Source organism: Psychroserpens sp. (genome assembly GCF_045105015.1).
Lineage (GTDB): Bacteria > Bacteroidota > Bacteroidia > Flavobacteriales > Flavobacteriaceae > Psychroserpens.
This window is the reverse complement of the sequence record NZ_JBGCCX010000152.1, coordinates 1-19,638: the sequence shown is the minus strand read 5'-3', so window position 1 is coordinate 19,638 and position 19,638 is coordinate 1. Positions and strand designations below refer to the sequence as shown.

The 19,638-nt window shown below is 33.6% G+C and carries 10 protein-coding genes and 1 pseudogene; 2 read left to right on the top strand and 9 right to left on the bottom strand.

Annotated features, from left to right (window positions below):
* Positions 1 to 71: 71 nt before the first annotated feature.
* The 6 genes from AB8B90_RS11885 to AB8B90_RS11860 all read right to left on the bottom strand — a co-directional run bounded on the left by AB8B90_RS11885 (position 72) and on the right by AB8B90_RS11860 (position 10,740).
* Positions 72 to 1,043: a type I phosphomannose isomerase catalytic subunit gene (locus AB8B90_RS11885; protein ID WP_405337153.1), complete on the bottom strand. Its 972-nt coding sequence runs from the start codon at positions 1,041 to 1,043 to the stop codon at positions 72 to 74.
* 3 nt (positions 1,044 to 1,046) lie between these two features.
* Entirely contained in the window at positions 1,047 to 1,457 is a 411-nt protein-coding gene (locus AB8B90_RS11880; protein WP_405337151.1) for a 6-pyruvoyl trahydropterin synthase family protein, read from the bottom strand.
* On the bottom strand, positions 1,454 to 1,981 hold the full coding sequence (gene idi / locus AB8B90_RS11875; protein WP_405337149.1) for an isopentenyl-diphosphate Delta-isomerase: 528 nt from the start codon (positions 1,979 to 1,981) through the stop codon (positions 1,454 to 1,456). The genes AB8B90_RS11880 and idi overlap by 4 nt, the downstream gene beginning before the upstream one ends.
* Positions 1,982 to 2,078: 97 nt before the next feature.
* Entirely contained in the window at positions 2,079 to 4,022 is a 1,944-nt protein-coding gene (locus AB8B90_RS11870) for an OmpA family protein (protein WP_405337147.1), read from the bottom strand.
* A 10-nt stretch (positions 4,023 to 4,032) separates the two neighbouring features.
* Entirely contained in the window at positions 4,033 to 4,965 is a 933-nt protein-coding gene (locus AB8B90_RS11865) for a type IX secretion system membrane protein PorP/SprF (RefSeq protein WP_405337145.1), read from the bottom strand.
* Between the two features lie 30 nt (positions 4,966 to 4,995).
* The gene (locus tag AB8B90_RS11860; RefSeq protein WP_405337143.1) at positions 4,996 to 10,740 is read right to left on the bottom strand and encodes a gliding motility-associated C-terminal domain-containing protein; all 5,745 of its coding nucleotides are present in this window, start codon (positions 10,738 to 10,740) and stop codon (positions 4,996 to 4,998) included.
* Positions 10,741 to 11,184: 444 nt separating this feature from the next.
* Between AB8B90_RS11860 and AB8B90_RS11855 the strand changes: the two genes are divergently transcribed.
* Positions 11,185 to 12,774, top strand: coding sequence for a peptide chain release factor 3 (locus AB8B90_RS11855; RefSeq protein WP_405337141.1), 1,590 nt, complete (start codon positions 11,185 to 11,187; stop codon positions 12,772 to 12,774).
* Positions 12,775 to 12,912: 138 nt separating this feature from the next.
* Positions 12,913 to 13,143 (top strand): (4Fe-4S)-binding protein, encoded by a 231-nt coding sequence (locus AB8B90_RS11850; RefSeq protein WP_405337139.1) that lies wholly within the window; start codon positions 12,913 to 12,915, stop codon positions 13,141 to 13,143.
* A 292-nt stretch (positions 13,144 to 13,435) separates the two neighbouring features.
* Here the strand turns inward: AB8B90_RS11850 and AB8B90_RS11845 are convergent, their stop codons facing one another.
* The 3 genes and pseudogenes from AB8B90_RS11845 to rpoB form a co-directional block, all read right to left on the bottom strand.
* A complete protein-coding gene (locus tag AB8B90_RS11845; protein WP_405337137.1) occupies positions 13,436 to 13,750 on the bottom strand; it encodes a DUF3467 domain-containing protein in 315 nt (104 codons plus the stop codon).
* A 93-nt stretch (positions 13,751 to 13,843) separates the two neighbouring features.
* Positions 13,844 to 18,145, bottom strand: coding sequence for a DNA-directed RNA polymerase subunit beta' (rpoC, locus tag AB8B90_RS11840; protein WP_405337135.1), 4,302 nt, complete (start codon positions 18,143 to 18,145; stop codon positions 13,844 to 13,846).
* Between the two features lie 68 nt (positions 18,146 to 18,213).
* Positions 18,214 to 19,638 (bottom strand): annotated as a pseudogene (gene rpoB, locus AB8B90_RS11835) (DNA-directed RNA polymerase subunit beta); the annotation flags it as partial.

Genomic DNA, 19,638 nt, shown 5'->3' with positions numbered 1-19,638 from the left:
AAAACGAAATTAATATCCTTTTTTAGGTCTCTAACATTTGCCATAATAATTTAAATTTATTTGCTACAAAATTACACATAAACTTCTAGAAGTTTTGCATTCGTAGACGTTATTTTATAGGTTTCTATTGTCGCTGGAATTAAAACAGTTTCACCTTTTTTAATAAGTTCTGAAGCGTGTTCAGTGACAATCAAGGCTTCACCTTCAACACACATGTAAATAAAGAATGAATCCTTATCATTTAGTTTCAATATTGAATCGGTTACGTGAAGAAAACTTGTTTTAAAATAAGGACAATTAACCATTTCATTTGAGGTGTTTTTGTCCTTAGTATAATCCACTCTAAAATTATCATACATATCAAAGTCAAAGGCATCAATGGCTAAATCGTTGTGCAATTCACGTTCATTACCTTGATCATCAACACGATCCCAATCATAAACTCTGTATGTGATATCACTTGTTTGCTGAATTTCAGCAAGCAATACTCCTGCGCCAATGGCATGCACTCTTCCAACTTCAATGAAATAGGTATCTCCAGTTTTTACTCTGTCGAAATTTAAAATTTGAGTGAGTGTTTTATTTTCTAAATGCTTCAGATATAAATCTGGTGTCATTTTTTTATTAAAGCCAACAATTAGATTAGCATCATCATCTGCTTGCATCACATACCACATTTCTGTTTTCCCGAAGGAATTGTGTCGTTTAGCTGCTAATTCGTCATTAGGATGCAGCTGGATAGACAAGTCTTCTTTGGCATCAATAAATTTAATTAATAATGGGAATTTATCGCCAAAAGCTTTATAGTTCTTATTCCCAACTAAAAATCTTTGATATTTTGCTAAAAGTGATTTTAACGATTCACCTTTTAATCTGCCATTTGCAACAATTGAAGTATCTCCATCAACATCACTGATTTCCCAACTCTCACCAACATTTGAAAGATTTGAGTCTTTATCAAGTAATGTTTTTAATTTATTTCCTCCCCAGATTTTATCTTTTAAAATAGGTTCAAATTTTAAAGGGTACAAAAGATTTTCCATGGTTTATAAGCCAGAATAGGTTACAAAATTACGTGGTGTTTCATATAACGTAATTTCTAAATCAAAATCTAGATTTAATTTTGGTTTGATCTTATTATAAATCACAACAACTATATTTTCAGCGGTAGGATTTAGGTCTTTAAATTCTGGAACTTCTATGTTAAGATTTTTATGATCGAAAGCATCTTCCACTTCAGATTTAATAATGTCTTTTAAGACTTTCATATCAATCACATATCCTGTTTCAATATCGATATTTCCAGTAACACTAACAATAAGTTCGTAGTTATGACCATGAAAATTTGGATTGTTACACTTGCCGAAAATCTCTTCATTTTTTTCAAAACTCCAATCCTTTCTGTACAAGCGATGTGCTGCATTAAAATGTGCTTTTCTGTGTACATTAACTCTCATTTGTTAGTAATGTTTATGTGTTCGTAAAATTTATCAAATATAATCTTAAACCATTCTGTGTAGTGTTCTGGTTGTAATTCAATATCTACTTTTACAGCTTCTAATGGCATCCATTTCCAACCTTCAACTTCTTCAGGATTAATTACAGGTTCATTATTATAAGTTCCAACCATAACATGATCGTATTCATGTTCTGTTAACCCATTATCAAAAGGTGCTTTATATATGAAAGATATTGTTTCTTTTAGAGGTGTAACAAATCCCATTTCTTCTTGTAAACGACGTTTTCCTGCATCCAAATTAGTTTCACCATCACGTTGGTGACTGCAACATGTATTTGTCCAAAGTAATGGCGAATGATATTTATGCTTAGCGCGTTGCTGAAGCATCAATTCATTATTATCATTAAAAACAAATACTGAGAAGGCACGATGCAAAATCGCTTTTTCGTGCGCTTCCATTTTAGGCATTGTGCCTATTTGCTCATCATTTTCGTTGACAAGAATTACATGTTCTTCTTTCATAGCAAACAAAAATAACAACTAAATATCTAATAATGGACTAGAAACAAAAAAGCTGCCTTAAAAAAGACAGCTTTTAACGTTTATTTAATAGATAGCACTACATCTTTACGATAATGAATTCACTACGTCGGTTTAATTGATGTTGTTCTTCAGTACAATCAGACTCATTAGTTGGTTCACAACCACAATCGTTAACCAATTGAGATTCACCATAACCTTTGGCAGTTAGTCTACCTGCTTCAATACCATTGCTAATTAAGTATTGTCTTGTAGATTTTGCTCTACTATCTGATAATCTTAGATTATATTCAGCTGGAGCTCTACAATCTGTGTGGCTTCTTATATCAACTACCATTGTTGGGTATTGTTTCATTACAGCTAATACTTTTTGTAATTCAACTTCAGCGTCAGGACGAATATTAGACTTATCAAAATCAAAGTAGATTATTGGTATATTTAAAGTTTCAGCTAAATCTGTACCTTCAGTAATACCTTTGACATCTTTTTCTAATGTAGGATTAATTATAAGATCTTGTTTCCTTTTAGGAGTTGTAAAACGCTCCTCTACAGTTTCGTAATCTTCAGCTTCAATTCTAATCAAATACTCTTTTTCACATTCAAGCTTTTCAAACTTATAAGCACCATCATCACCAACAGTTTGAGAATTTAGCGCTTCGCCTTCAGCATCTAGTAAAGTAACTCTGGCTCCAACAATAGGTGTTTGTGTTTCTTGGTCACTAACGATACCTTCAACTATTTGTTCACAATCAGGAATTATAAAGGTATAGATATCATCATCTCCTTTTCCACCATCTCTATTAGAAGTAAAGAATCCTTCTTTTGTTGCGATGTTTTCGTAGTAAGCAAAATCATCCATTGGACTGTTAATTGGACGTCCAACATTTTCTAAAATAAGCTGCTGATTTGATTCTTTTCGTTTTTCAAATTCTCTAATTACAAATACATCTAGTCCTCCTAAACCACTAAAACCGTTAGAAGAAAAGTATAAATCACCTTCTGAATTTATGAACGGAAAAGATTCATGACCTTCTGTATTTATTGAAGATCCTAAATTAACAGGATCTCCTAGAGTTCCATCTTCTTTGATTTCAACTTCAAAAATATCAGATTTACCTAGTGTACCTTCCATATCTGAAGCAAAGTACATTTTAGTACCTGATAGATTTATTGTTGGATGTGCTACACTATATTCATCACTATTAAAATGTACAGATTCAACATTTGACCAGTTACCTTCATCTAAGGTAGCTCTAAAAAGTTTTAATCTATTGGTACCATCTTCACTCTTTTTATATTTTTTATTGTGATAATTATTTCTAGTAAAATACATCGTTTCATCATCTGGCGTAAACGCTGCAGATGACTCATGGAATTTACTATTAACTTGAGCGTTATAAGCATTAGCACCAGAATATGAACCATCTTCTTGTTTATCAGCTGTGAATAAATCTAAGAAAGGTTGTTCGTTCCACTTGTATTTTTTTCCGCCACCTCTAGCTGAAGCGTACACCAATTGATCTTGATATTGTGTCGTTCCGAAATCAGATACATCAGTATTAATGTCCATGTTTTTTATTTCAAAATCTCGACTTGCTTCATCAATCTTAGATAAATAGTCTACGGTTGAAGCAAAAGCTCTTCCTCTAAGATCGCTTCGATCTGCTTCATGGAATTTATTCATCCACTTATCTGATTCAGTATAGTTTTCAATAGATTTTAAAGCTTGCGCATATCTAAAATAATATTCAGGATCTACATTTTCGTTCATCGCCATCAATTCACCATACCATTGCGCAGCTTCTTTCATCTGATTATTGAAATAAAATGAATTAGCTAGCTTCTGAAGTAATTCAACAGATTTAAAACCATTATTAGCTACTTCTAGTAAAATCTCACTAGTTTTCACATAAGCCAAATTATCGTATTCCTTTTTAGCCTGTCTAACTTTGCCTTTTTGCGCATAGCCCATTGTAATAAAAAAGCTTAGGGCTAATACAGAGAGTATATTTTTTGTTTTCATAATCATTTTTTTAGAAGAATCTAGGAGATAATATTCTACCTAATTTTTGCATTTCAAAACGTAACATAATTTCATGTGAACCACTATTGTAGTTATTTAAATTGGTAGTTGTAGCATCATACGAATAGCCTAGATACAAACCATCAGTTACTTGAAATCCAGCTAACCCACTAAAGGAATCATCCCATCTCCAAGCAACTCCAAGAGTAAATTTTTTATTAATTAAAAAGTTTGCTGAAACATCTGCAATTAAAGGCGCTCCAGAGACTGCTTTTACTAGAGCAGCTGGTTTAAATTGTGTATTTTCGCTTAAGTCGAAAACGTATCCAGCTATTAAGTAATAATGCATTCTTTCTCTAGCAACAGATTCTTGGAAATCATCATAATGATCTGTATTTAAAAAATTAGGTACAGATAATCCAACATACCATTTTCTATTATGCAAATACAAACCAGCTCCAATCGTTGGAGAAAACAAACTAATATTTTCTCTAAATGCTGCATCATTTTGATTTTGAAAACGTCCTTTGCTCCAATCAGTATCTAATAAATGAGCTCCACCTTTTACACCGAAAGATAACTTAGTCAAAGACTCATTTATTTGAATCGTATATGAAAAGTTAGCATCAATATAGGTTTCGTTAGCTGGACCAAGTGCGTCATTAACAATAGATAGGCCTAGACCAATCTTATCATTTCTAAGTGGTGCATGGATTCCTAAAGTTTGTGTTTTTGGTGCACCATCTATACCAACCCACTGAGTACGATATAAACCAGTAACACTAAGTACTTCTCGCTGTCCAGCGTAAGCAGGATTAACACTCATAGTGTTATACATATACTGCGTGTACTGAGGGTCTTGCTGTGCAAAACTAGTATTAATAGTTAGTGCACAAAACACTAACAGTATTAATCCTTTAACTAATGATGATTTTTGTATCATTTTAATATTGTTTTAAATCTTGCCTTAATTTTATCTTGTTAAGTATAACCATCCTACTCGTGGTTCTGAACCATCACCTAAGTCAATTACATAATAATATGTACCAACTGGTAATTGATCAGATTCATTAAGAACTGCTCTTCCGTTAGACGTTCCGTTCCAATCATTTCTATATCCTTTTTTAGTATAAACTATATTTCCCCAACGGTTATAGATTTCTAATTTATTATTCGGGAAGGTTTCTATACAATCTATAATAAATGTTTCGTTAGCACCATCTCCATTAGGAGAGAACTCATTATAAATGGTTAAACAAATTGGGTTTACTGAAGCTGAAGCTTCATTGTTACTTATATTGATATCCATACCACCAACAAAACTTGAAATTGATGCTGTGTTTAAGTAATCTCCAAAACCTAGAACTTCAACAGTGATTTGAAGCATAGCAACTTCACCAGGATCAAGATCACCAATATCCCAAAGACCTGTAGTATCAGAATAAATACCATTATTAGCTGTAATCATAGAACTTACAAATGAATAACCACTAGGAATCACTTCTTCAATAACCACACCAGTAGCAGTTACAAAACCTTCATTAGTTACTGTGATTGTAAATACTACATTATCTCCAATTAGAGGCTCAAGAATATCAACTTCTTTCATTACAGATAGATCAAAATCAGAATCTGTTTCTGTTATTGTTGGATCATCATCACTTGTTGCATCTGCTGGATCATCACTTTCATCACTAATTGTTGTTCCTCCAGGGCTATCTCCTTCAGCTACAGCAATATTTTGAACACCTCCAGCATCAACATCATCTTGTGTGAGTGTATAACTCGCTATATAAGTTGCTGTTTCACCTACTAATAATAATCCTTCAATATTATCTGAATTTAATGGATCAAATGTTACTGGAGAATCTAAAGTGAGTACAAAACCATTTAAATCTGTTAAATCATCACTAGCAATAATCACATTATTCAAAGTGACATTACCAGTATTGGTTACTTCAATTGTATAGTTAATTATATCACCAACTCCAATTACATTGTCACCATTAACATCAACAACCATATCTGTTTTTATAACTTCTAGAATTGGTAGTTCTGGTATTAGTGTTTCGGTTGGATCATCTGGATCACCATCACCATCTGGATCTACATCCTCGGTATCGTTTGGATCATCACTATCATCATCTACTGTAGTGCCTGCTGGACTTGTTCCTTCAGCTACAACAATATTAATAACTCCACCTGAATCCGCATCATCTTGTGTAAGTGTATAACTTACTAAATAAGTTGCTGACTCTCCTACTGATAGTGTTCCTTCAATATTGTCTGAATTTACTGGATCAAATACTGGTATTAATGTTACAGTATTTCCATCTAAATTTACTAATGTATCATTAGGTACAACTCCTGTTAAAGTTACATTTCCAGTATTCTCTAATGTTATTGTGTAGTTTATTACATCACCTGCGCCTAAAACTCCATCTCCATTATCTACCACTACTGCACTCTTCTCAGCTATAATAATTGGGTCTTCACAACCATCAACATTAGGATCTATAGAACTGATGTCATTTTGTTGACCAGAAGAGCCACCTACTTGAGGAATACCACTAGCATCAACAACATCGCCAAGAGAGTCATCACCGTCTAAAATAGATTCAGTAAATCCACCATCACCTTCAACAGCATCAGGGCATCCATCATCGTCACTATCTGAATCTAAATGGTTTGGAATTCCATCTTCATCTGTATCAAACAAAGTAGTAATCGGATTATTAAAATTATTAACACAATTAAACTCCACACTATGTCTTCTAGTCACAGGGTTATTAGCAGTAATTACACTTACACCAAGTCTTATCGTTTGACTAGATGTATTTAAATATCTTGTAGAATAATTTGTAGAAGGATTAGTGTTAGACGTACCTGGAAAATTAACATTACTTGATGTACCAACAATCCATGGACTTTCATCAGTAATAGTAATTTCTGAAGGGTTATCAAGTGTATAACTGATTGGGTATTCAGTCCAGTTTTGTTCTAATATATCAGAATTGCCATCAAGATCATTAAAATTAATAAATAACTCAGGGATCACTACAGGTGTAGTTGTACCAGACTGAACAAAATCAAATTGATATTCAATAAATGGTTTCTGACCTGCTGGCACATTTCCAACACGAGTTTCAGGTTTAAAAAATGTTGGATTTGATGAATTTTCATCAATAACCGTTATAAAACAGTTGTATATTTCATTAATAGTAACTAAAGCATCAATACCAGGAGCTACAGATGAAAATCTAAACGTTTCACCTTCTAATATTGAAATTAAAAATCCATCTCCGACTTCTTCAGTTGGAGCATTACTAAAATCTAGAGTTGTTTGACCACCACAGATTGGTTGGCTGTTAACTGTATTACCTTGTTCTACCGTATCTAAAAGCCCATCATTGTCATCATCAAGATCACATCCGTCTGCATATAAATCACCATCGTTGTTTTGAGTATCATCAAATCCAGGACATTGATCATTATCATTACTTATACCATCTCCATCGTCATCACATTCTAAAGAAGTTATAAGAGGATTTGTTGAGCTAATATCATTTTGCTGACCACTAGAAGCACCTACTTGTGGAACTCCGTTCGCATCAACAGTATCACCTAAACTGTCTTCCATATCTAAATCAGCTAATGTGAATCCACCATCACCTTCAAGTGCATCTGGACATCCATCATTATCGCTATCAGAATCTAAGAAATCAGGAATACCACCACCATCTAAGTCTTGACAAAGTTCAACAACAATATTATCTAATCTAATATCATCAGAAACACCAGCACTTGCTGAAAATGCTCTAATACTTATGTTTGCTGTACCAGTTGGAGAAACAAAGAAGAATGTTTGTGTTGCGAATGTATTAACTCCACCATTATCTGCTTGAATTTCTGTAGCAGTTTTACTGTAGACTATAGTTCCATCAATAGAAACTTCTAAAGTTGCATCAATTGGACTCGAAGCATCAGCTGCATCTTGAAAAGTAAAAGCAGTTATAACATCTTCATATACCGTAAAAGTTTGCTCAAAAGTTGAATCTGAATTATCTGCTGTAAATCTAGCGATTCCTCCACCTATTCCAGATCTAAACCAATCTGTATCTCCAGATTCAGTCCATCCTGTAGCTAAGTTTGATACAAAATCACCGTTTACTAAAGCATTTGTGGCATTACATTCAACAGAATCTAAAAGCCCATCATTATCATCATCTAAATCACAACCATCTGGAACTAAATCGCCATCTATATCTGCCGTATCGTCAAATCCTTCACATATATCAGAAGCATTTGGAACTCCATCATTATCACAATCATTAGTTGGAAAATCTAAACATACTCCAACAACTATAATCACATTTGCAACATCACAAATAGTATTATTAGCATCTAGACAAATTGTATATTCTAAGGTATAAGTCCCTGGAATGCTATCAGCTGGAACATCTATTGTGCCATCTGAATTAATAGTTACACCTGTAAGACCACCATCATCACTGATGCTTATGTTATCATCTATATTAGTATCATTAGCACTTGACCCATTTGCATCATCTACAGTGTTTCCATTATCAGCAAAAACACTTAAGGTTGTACCTCCAGTAACAGGGTTAATTGGTAAAGAACTAAAATCATCATCTTGAGCAGTAATTGTTGCACAGCCCGGCGCATTTAAGGGATCAGTTACATTTAAATTAGTCCCTAATGAATAATCAACACCTAATTCTGTAACCAAACCATTAATAAGGTTTATTGCTGCTGGATCAGGCTCTCCAAATTGCCCATCATCACTACCAGCTGCAGTTGGACTAGAATACGCTTCATTTGCATCTGGACAACCATCACCGTCACTATCAGTGTCTTGAAAATTTGGACCATCATTATTTGCAGGATCACTATCTGGAGGTGTTGTCGTTTGTGCTGTATCATCTGCTCCATTTCCATCTAAATCTTCAAACGTAAATGTTCCATTAGTATCGTTACTATCTATAACACCGTCGTCATTAGTGTCTAGAGCACCATTACCTGCTTCATCAACATCATAAATTCCATCATTATCAGCATCTAAATCAAAAATATCATCAACACCATCATTATCTGTATCTAGAGTTATACAATATTCTAATTCGTAAAATTGCATAGTAACATTACCCGAATTACCATTGTTTTTACCAACTGTTATTCTTATTGTATCAACAGGACCATTCATTGTTACTCCAATACTATTGAAAGGTGCATTTGCTCCACCAGCACTACTTACCGCACTCTGTCCATTTATGGCAACATTAGCTCCCAAATTAATATCAGTTAATTGTACAGGAACATTTTCCGAACCATTTGAAGCAACAAAATCAGCTCTATCAGCATTATCTAGTCCGCCAAATTTGAAGTTTACATTATATACAGGTTCAGAAAACGTATACGTATATTCTGCAACATCTCCATTTGGAAAATCAGTATTATTAGGCTGTGTATTTACATATTCACCATCTGGTAATAAACCTACTGTATTTTGATTAGACACACCACTATTCCAAGTTGCCGAACCTCTTAATACATAAGCTAATGTAACATCAACTCCCGAAAAAGGAAATAAATTACTAACAGACTCTGATACATCTACTACACCTGTATTATCAGAAAACGTTTGACTTAAAGCGACAGGCCCAGAAGAACAATCTAATTCATAGATATCAAGAATTCCATCATTATCATCATCATCATCACAAGCGTCTGCAATTAAATCACCATCGTTATCTAGACCATCATCACCATCAGGACAGGTGTCTGAAGTATTTGGAACTCCATCACCATCATCATCAGGTTCTGTGATAATAAATACTTTACCATCACCATGATCGTTAGTAGCAGCAGTAAGCTGTATACTTGTAATTGTTGAACCGACAGGAGCTACATCACTTAATGTAAATATTGCAATACCAATAGTACCACCATTATCAATTAATCTATCACTTAGCCAATAATCTGAGCCAGGACTTGGAGGATTAACTGACCCTGGAGTACCTGGTGTACTTCCATTAGTACCAGTTCCTCCATAACCCCATTGGGTACTATCTTCATTTACAAAAGTTTCACCTAATGATTGTGTAGCTCCTCCACCTGCTGGAGTGCCAAAAACCTCGATATGAAAGCAGTTATTAGCATTTCTCTCGGTAACTACAATAATACCATTAGCGGTAGATTTGATACCTGGTGTGTAGGATAAAGTTTGTCTTTGAGCAGTAGTCGTTGCTTCATTTGGAGTTCCATCAGCTACTGTAAAATTATCACAAATTTCTTGACCGTTTCCATTTGCCTCGAAGTAATGATTTAAATTTAAATCTTTAAATGCAGCCAAAGCCGAAGCATTCCAAGTAGGATCTGAACTATCATTTTCAGTAAACCCACCATTTAATCTAATATTGTTTGCTCCGTCACCAGTTGGACCAATTTGTGTTAAAGCGTAACCACTTGGTACTCCCAAATTGAAATCACTATATACATCTCCATCGATAGTGATGCTTTGCAATACAGTAGCATCATCAGGATTAGTTTGTGGAGTAAGTGGATCCCATTGAAAAGTCACTCCTGACTGTATACTTGGAGCATTTGTCTGAGCAACTACTGTTATTAATGAAAAAACACCAAATACAATTAATAAAAAAAGTGTTTTAATGTTCGAGAATCGAGTAGAGATTTTCATAAAATCTTATATAATTATTTGTTCTTATAATTTTATATAACACCTCAAATCATCTACTGTAAAAACAAAAAAAGCCTAACCTCATGCGTGTTGAATGCATAAAATGGGCTTACAGCTTTTAAGTGTAGGTTCAAAATGAGTGCTATTAATCAGGTTCAAATGTAATAATTTTGTAAAAAAATACTATAAATATTAACATTCATTTAGTCGATTAAATGTTTATTCTAATCGACTAAACACAAAATTAAAGTAATTTCCTTAATTATTAAGGCTCAATGTTAATAATTTTAGATTGATGGTTTACAGTTCCTAATTTAACTTATTAACAACCTTAACAACAAAATCTAATTCTTGATATCTATTTTAAATTCAGACACAGAATTTAATTCAAAGTCACTCTTTAGAGATTAATTGTAATTATATTTGTAGCCACAAAATTTAAGCATGAGTTTTTTAAAAGAAATCGATAGACGTCGCACATTTGGTATAATTTCACATCCTGATGCAGGAAAAACAACACTTACTGAAAAACTTCTTTTGTTTGGTGGTGCTATTCAAGAGGCAGGAGCTGTAAAAAGTAATAAAATTAAGAAAGGCGCAACAAGTGACTTTATGGAAATTGAACGTCAAAGAGGAATTTCTGTAGCAACTTCTGTTTTAGCATTTGAATATGATGGAATAAAAATAAACATTCTTGATACACCAGGACATAAAGACTTTGCCGAAGATACTTTTAGAACATTAACAGCTGTTGACAGTGTCATCGTTGTTATTGATGTCGCTAAAGGTGTTGAGGAGCAAACCGAAAAACTTGTTGAAGTTTGTAGAATGCGTAACATCCCCATGATTGTTTTCATTAATAAAATGGATCGTGAAGGTAAAGATGCATTCGATTTACTAGATGAAATTGAACAAAAGCTGGGATTGACCGTAGTTCCTCTTAGTTTTCCCATTGGAATGGGTTATGATTTTAAAGGCATTTATAACATTTGGGAAAAAAATGTCAATTTGTTTAGTGGTGATAGCCGAAAAGATATTGAAGAGACCATCGAAATTGATGACTTATCTTCTTCAGAATTAGATAAACTAGTGGGTGAGAAAGCTGCTCAAACACTTAGGGATGAAATTGAACTTGTAGAAGGTATATACCCTAAGTTTGAAAAAGACAAGTATTTGAATGGTGAATTACAACCTGTATTTTTTTTTTTTTTTCTTAACAATTTTGGCGATCGAGAATTATTAGACTGTTTTGTTGAAATTGCACCAAAACCAAGACCTAAACAAAGTGAAGAGCGATTGGTTAAACCAGAAGAAGATAAATTTTCCGGTTTTGTTTTTAAAATCCATGCCAATATGGATCCAAACCATAGAAATCGTTTGGCTTTTATAAAAATCGTTTCTGGTGAATTTAAAAGAAATGCACCTTACCTTCATGTTAGGCATAATAAAAAATTAAAATTTTCGAGTCCGAACGCCTTCTTTGCCGAAAAGAAAGAAATCGTTGACATTTCATATCCAGGAGATATTGTTGGCCTTCAAGATACTGGTAATTTTAAAATTGGAGATACTCTAACTGAAGGTGAAGTTCTTAACTATAAAGGTGTTCCAAGTTTTTCTCCTGAACATTTCAGATATATCAATAATGCAGATCCTTTAAAATCTAAACAGCTAAATAAAGGTATTGACCAACTTATGGATGAAGGTGTTGCTCAGTTATTTACATTAGAACTGAATGGTCGAAAGGTTATTGGAACTGTTGGCGCTTTACAATATGAAGTTATACAATACAGACTAGAACATGAGTATGGTGCAAAGTGTACTTACGAAAACTTAAATGTACATAAAGCATGTTGGGTTGAACCTAATGACAAAAAGAGCGAAGAATTTAAAGAATTCAAAAGAGTAAAGCAGCGATTCTTAGCTAAAGATAAACGAGGACAACTTGTTTTTCTTGCAGATTCGGCTTTTTCTTTGCAAATGACAGAACAGAAATATCCAAATATAATATTTCATTTAACTTCGGAATTTGACTAAGAATATGTGTCGTTCATCGATAATATTTATTAAATTTTGCATTTTGTCGTTTATTTAATACATTTAATCGATTTTATTAAATACTAAAACTATAAGTATTTACATTGAATTAAGATTAAACCCCAAATTGATCTACTTATGAAAACTACACCGAACGTTTTCAGTAATAATGATATTACTGTTACTTACAATCCTTGTCAATGTATTAACGCTGAGCGTTGTGCTAAAGAACTTTCAAATGTTTTTCGTCAATCTGTTATCCCTTGGATAGACTTAGATGGTGAAACTACTGACAAAATTATTGAACAAGTAAAAAAATGCCCTTCTGGTGCATTAAAATTTTACAGCAATCAAAAAGAAGTCGCCTAACTGTATACTGAACCAAAAAATCCTTTTGAAATTAAATTCAAAAGGATTTTAATTTTTGTCTCTATAGACCTGAATCAAGGATCATTATTTATTTCTACACCAGTTTTGATGACCGGAAGTTCATAGCATTGTTAGCTCCACTCCATGAAACATTTCCAGCAAATCAAAATAAATATAACTACTTTAATCCTAACCTGTTGGCCAGAAATTCAATGGTATTGGAGGTTGCTCAAAAAAAAGTTTTGAGCACCTATAAAAAATACAGTGTCAAATTCTAATTTTTATATAAACTCTATGCCTGACCTGTTGGCCCGAAATTCAATGGTATTGGAGGTTGCTCATAATCTTTGATTTCACCATGAGCCTTTTCAAATCTATTCACATTATCACCCAAAGCTTTTAGCAAACGTTTAGCATGCTGAGGCGTTAAAATAATTCTTGATTTAACTTTACTCTTTGGTGTTCCAGGCATTATACTAACGAAGTCCACTACAAACTCTGACACTGAATGATTTATAATTGCTAAATTCGAATACGTCCCTTCTGCAATCTTTTCATCTAATTCTATATTTATTCCTGGTTTTTTTTGTTTTTTATCTTCTGCCATAATATGTTTTGTTTTAATTAAAAAGCCTTCAAACAAATTAATGTGTGAAGGCTTTTATTTTATTTATTCCCAGCTCAGTAGGAATGACAATTATTAGTTGTAGTTCATTTCTTCTTTTGCTTTCATCATTTCATTGAATTCTTCTTTAGAACCTACAATGATGTTATCAAATTTTCTAACACCTGTTCCAGCTGGAATTCTATGACCAACGATTACATTTTCCTTTAAGCCTTCAAGATCATCAACTTTAGCATTTACTGCAGCCTCATTAAGAACTTTAGTTGTTTCTTGGAATGATGCGGCAGAGATAAATGATTTTGTCTGTAACGAAGCTCTCGTAATACCCTGAAGTATAGGAGTTGCAGTTGCAGGCTTAGCATCTCTTGCTGTAGCTAATGCTTTATCCTCTCTACGAAGTATTGAGTTCTCATCTCTCAACTCTCTAGCTGTTAAAATTTGACCAGCTTTTAAAGTCTCTGAATCGCCAGCTTCTTCAACAACTTTCATTCCGAAAATCTTGTCATTTTCTTCAATGAAATCTGCTTTATGAGCCAATTGATCTTCTAAGAAAATTGTATCACCAGAATCTATAATTCTAACTTTACGCATCATTTGTCTTACAACAACTTCAAAGTGCTTATCATTAATTTTCACACCTTGTAAACGATATACTTCCTGTACTTCATTTACTAAATATTGTTGAACAGCTGAAGGGCCTTTGATATTTAAAATATCATTAGGAGTGATAGAACCATCAGATAATGGCATACCAGCTTTTACATAATCATTCTCTTGTACAAGGATTTGATTAGATAATTTCACTAAGTATTTCTTAATCTCACCTAATTTAGATTCAATTATAATCTCACGGTTACCTCTTTTAATTTTTCCGAAAGACACAACACCATCAATCTCACTTACAACAGCAGGATTAGAAGGGTTACGTGCTTCAAATAACTCAGTTACACGAGGTAAACCACCAGTAATATCACCAGCCTTTGCAGATTTACGTGGAATCTTAACTAAGATTTTTCCAACCTTAATTTTTTCACCATCATCAATCATTAAGTGTGCTCCTACAGGTAAGTTATAAGAACGAATCGTTTCTCCTTTAGCATTTTCGATAAGAAGTGTAGGAATTAATTTCTTGTTCCTAGATTCTGAAATTACTTTTTCTTGGAAACCAGTTTGCTCATCAATTTCTACTTGATAAGTGATACCTTGTTCGGTGTTTTCAAACTTCACTTTACCAGCAAATTCAGAAATAATTACACCGTTATAAGGATCCCACTGACAAATAACATCTCCTGTTTTAACCTTATCACCTGGCTTTACGTAGATGAATGATCCGTAAGGAATATTATTAGTACTTAATGTAATGCCTGTTTTAGCGTCTACTAATTTTAATTCTGAAGTTCGAGAAATAACTACATCTACCTCTTTTCCTTCATTATCTTTAGTTTTAACAGTTTTTAAGTCTTCAATTTCTGCAACACCATCAAATTTAACTGTCAATTTATTTTCTTCTGAAATGTTACCTGCTACACCACCAACGTGGAATGTACGAAGAGTAAGCTGTGTACCTGGTTCACCAATTGATTGTGCCGCAACGACACCAACAGCTTCTCCACGTTGTACCATTTTACCTGTCGCTAAATTACGACCATAACATTTAGAACAGATACCTTTTTTAGCTTCACATGTTAATGCAGAACGAACTTCGACAGCATCCAATGGAGATTGTCCTATACGTTTTGCAATGTCATCATTAATATGACCACCTGCTTCAACTAAAAGCTCTTCAGTAATTGGATCATAAACATCATTTAAAGATGTACGACCAACAATTCTAGCTTCTAGGGTTTCTATAATTTCTTCATTTTTCTTTAATGGATTTACTTCAATTCCTCTTAATGTACCACAATCTTCACTGTAGATTATAACATCTTGAGACACATCTACTAAACGACGCGTTAAGTAACCTGCATCGGCAGTTTTAAGTGCCGTATCTGCAAGACCTTTACGTGCACCGTGAGTAGAAATAAAGTAATCTAAAATTGAAAGACCTTCTTTAAAGTTAGCAAGAATTGGATTTTCAATAATCGATCCTCCACCTGCAGTAGATTTTTTAGGTTTCGCCATTAATCCACGCATACCTGTCAACTGACGAATCTGTTCTTTAGATCCACGAGCTCCAGAATCAAGCATCATAAATACCGAGTTAAATCCTTGTTGATCCTCACGAATACGCTTCATAGATAACTCAGTTAATTCAGCATTAGTAGATGTCCAGATATCAATAACTTGGTTATAACGTTCGTTATTTGTTATTAATCCCATATTATAGTTACCCATAATACCATCGACTAAACCGTTAGCTTTATCAATCATACCTTGTTTTTCAGGTGGGATAATAATATCACCTAAACTGAACGATAAACCACCTTGAAAGGCGAACTTATAACCTTGAGTTTTAATTTCGTCTAAGAAAGCTGCTGTAACTGGAACGCTAGTCTTTTTAAGAATACCATGAATAATATCTCTTAAAGATTTCTTGGTCAATACTTCATTAATGTATCCTGCTGCTGCTGGTACTTTTTCGTTAAAAAGCACACGTCCTACAGTCGTTTCAATAATTTGAGTTGTTAATTCACCTTCTTCATTAAAATCTTGAGTTCTTACTTTTATTCCGGCATTTAATTCTACTTTTTTCTCATTGTAAGCAATAATTACTTCATCTGGAGAGTAAAATGTCAATCCTTCACCTAAAACTTTTACGTCTTTAGTTGATTTTCTAAGTTTGGTCATGTAATAAAGACCAAGTACCATATCCTGAGAAGGAACTGTTACTGGAGCACCATTTGCTGGATTTAGAATATTATGTGATGCTAACATCAATAATTGTGCTTCTAAAATAGCTTCTGGTCCAAGAGGTAAGTGAACTGCCATTTGATCACCATCAAAATCGGCATTAAAAGCTGTACACACTAATGGGTGTAACTGTATTGCTTTCCCTTCAATTAATTTTGGTTGAAAAGCTTGAATACCAAGTCTGTGTAAGGTAGGGGCACGATTTAAAAGCACTGGATGTCCTTTTAAAACATTCTCTAAAATATCCCAAACTACTGGTTCTTTTCTATCTATAATTTTCTTTGCAGATTTTACTGTTTTTACAATTCCTCTTTCAATTAATTTTCTAATTACAAAAGGTTTGTATAGTTCAGCTGCCATATCTTTAGGCAATCCACATTCAAATAACTTTAATTCTGGTCCAACAACAATTACCGAACGCGCAGAATAATCAACACGTTTACCAAGTAAGTTTTGACGGAAACGTCCTTGCTTACCTTTTAATGAATCAGATAACGATTTTAATGGTCTGTTAGAATCTGTTTTAACAGCAGAAGCTTTACGTGTGTTATCAAATAATGAATCAACTGATTCTTGTAACATACGTTTCTCATTACGCAAAATAACTTCTGGAGCTTTGATTTCTACTAAACGTTTTAATCTGTTATTACGAATAATAACACGACGGTATAAATCATTCAAATCCGATGTTGCAAAACGTCCACCATCTAAAGGCACTAATGGTCTTAACTCTGGTGGAATAATTGGAATAGCCTTCATGATCATCCATTCTGGCTTATTCTCTCTATTTAAGTTTGAATCTCTAAAAGCTTCAACAACTTGCAGACGTTTTAACGCTTCCGTTTTACGTTGCTTAGACGTTTCTGTATTCGCTTTATGGCGTAATTCAAACGATAAATCATCAAGGTCAATTCTTGCTAAAAGGTCGATTAAGCATTCTGCTCCCATTTTAGCAATAAACTTGTTTGGATCTGTATCTTCTAGATACTGATTTTCTTTAGGAAGCGTTTCCATTATATTTAGATACTCTTCTTCCGTTAAGAAATCCATTTTTTGCAATGGTTCTCCTTCAGCATTCATAGCTTCACCAGGTTGAATAACCACGTAACGTTCGTAATAGATAATCATATCTAAACGTTTAGATGGTAAACCAAGTAAGTATCCTATTTTATTTGGTAACGAACGGAAGTACCAGATATGAGCAACAGGCACAACAAGGTTGATGTGTCCTACTCTATCACGACGTACTTTCTTTTCTGTTACTTCAACACCACAACGGTCACAAACAATACCTTTGTAGCGTATTCTTTTATATTTACCACAAGCACATTCAAAATCCTTTACAGGACCAAAAATACGCTCACAGAATAAACCATCACGTTCAGGTTTATGTGTTCGATAATTAATAGTTTCTGGTTTTAAAACTTCACCACGAGACGCTGCTAAAACAGATTCTGGAGATGCTAGACCAATAGAAATTTTACTAAATTTCTGAATTGTATTCTTATCTTGTCTTCTTGCCATAATAACTTTATAGTCTTAAGTTTTCTATCTTCAGCATACAATTATACTGAAGATAGTTAACTATTTTTTTATTCTTCTAATCTAATATCTAATCCTAATCCTTTCAATTCGTGCATAAGTACGTTGAACGATTCAGGTAATCCTGGTTCTGGCATTGGCTCACCTTTTACGATAGCTTCGTAAGTTTTAGCTCTACCTATAACATCATCAGATTTCACTGTTAAGATTTCACGTAGTGTGCTTGAAGCTCCATAAGCCTCAAGTGCCCAAACTTCCATCTCACCAAATCGCTGACCACCAAATTGTGCTTTACCACCTAATGGTTGTTGCGTAATTAAGTAGTATGGTCCTATAGAACGTGCGTGCATCTTATCATCAATCATGTGACCTAATTTAATCATGTAAATCACACCAACAGTTGCAGCTTTATCGAAACGATCTCCTGTTCCACCATCATATAGGTGTGTATGACCAAATCTTGGTACACCAGCTTCATCTGTAAACGAATTTATTTGATCAAGAGTTGCGCCATCAAAAATTGGTGTTGCATATGTACGACCTAATTTTTGTCCAGCCCAACCAAGTACTGTTTCATAAATCTGACCGATGTTCATACGAGATGGTACACCTAATGGATTTAATACGATATCAACAGGAGTTCCATCTTCTAAGAATGGCATATCTTCCTGACGAACTATACGAGCTACAATACCTTTGTTTCCGTGACGTCCTGCCATTTTATCACCAACTTTCAATTTACGTTTTTTAGCAACATAAACTTTAGCTAATTTGATAATACCAGCTGGTAATTCATCACCTACAGAAATTGTAAATTTCTCACGACGTAATGATCCTTGAAGGTCATTCTCTTTAATTTTATAGTTGTGGATTAAATCTGCAACTAAAGAATTTAAGTGGTCGTCAGTAGTCCAAGTTCCAGAAGTTAAATGCGTGTAATCATCTACAGCATTTAACATCTTAAGCGTATATTTCTTTCCTTTAGGAATGATTTCTTCACCTAAGTCATTATAAATACCTTGAGCTGTTTTACCATTTACAAGAGCGAATAATTTTTCAACTAAAACAGCCTGTAAATCATCAAACTTCTTGTAATAGATATTTTCTAATGCTTCAATATCTTCTTTACCCTTTGCTCTTTTACGCTTATCTTTTATTGCTCTTGAGAATAATTTTTTCTCAATAACTACACCATGTAATGAAGGTGATGCTTTTAAAGATGCATCTTTTACATCTCCAGCTTTATCTCCAAAAATAGCACGTAATAATTTTTCTTCCGGTGTTGGATCAGATTCACCTTTTGGAGTAATCTTACCAATAAGAATATCACCTGGTTTAATCTCTGCACCAATACGAATCATACCATTTTCATCAAGGTCTTTGGTAGCCTCTTCAGAAACGTTAGGAATATCATTAGTTAATTCTTCATTACCTAATTTGGTATCTCTAACTTCTAATGAATATTCATCAATATG

What these genes read in the sequence shown, in the direction of transcription:
- AB8B90_RS11885 (WP_405337153.1), bottom strand. Translation starts at nt 1,043, where the DNA reads ATGGAAAATCTTTTGTACCCTTTAAAATTTGAACCTATTTTAAAAGAT.
- AB8B90_RS11880 (WP_405337151.1), bottom strand. Translation starts at nt 1,457, where the DNA reads ATGAGAGTTAATGTACACAGAAAAGCACATTTTAATGCAGCACATCGC.
- idi (WP_405337149.1), bottom strand. Translation starts at nt 1,981, where the DNA reads ATGAAAGAAGAACATGTAATTCTTGTCAACGAAAATGATGAGCAAATA.
- AB8B90_RS11870 (WP_405337147.1), bottom strand. Translation starts at nt 4,022, where the DNA reads ATGAAAACAAAAAATATACTCTCTGTATTAGCCCTAAGCTTTTTTATT.
- AB8B90_RS11865 (WP_405337145.1), bottom strand. Translation starts at nt 4,965, where the DNA reads ATGATACAAAAATCATCATTAGTTAAAGGATTAATACTGTTAGTGTTT.
- AB8B90_RS11860 (WP_405337143.1), bottom strand. Translation starts at nt 10,740, where the DNA reads ATGAAAATCTCTACTCGATTCTCGAACATTAAAACACTTTTTTTATTA.
- AB8B90_RS11855 (WP_405337141.1), top strand. Translation starts at nt 11,185, where the DNA reads ATGAGTTTTTTAAAAGAAATCGATAGACGTCGCACATTTGGTATAATT.
- AB8B90_RS11850 (WP_405337139.1), top strand. Translation starts at nt 12,913, where the DNA reads ATGAAAACTACACCGAACGTTTTCAGTAATAATGATATTACTGTTACT.
- AB8B90_RS11845 (WP_405337137.1), bottom strand. Translation starts at nt 13,750, where the DNA reads ATGGCAGAAGATAAAAAACAAAAAAAACCAGGAATAAATATAGAATTA.
- rpoC (WP_405337135.1), bottom strand. Translation starts at nt 18,145, where the DNA reads ATGGCAAGAAGACAAGATAAGAATACAATTCAGAAATTTAGTAAAATT.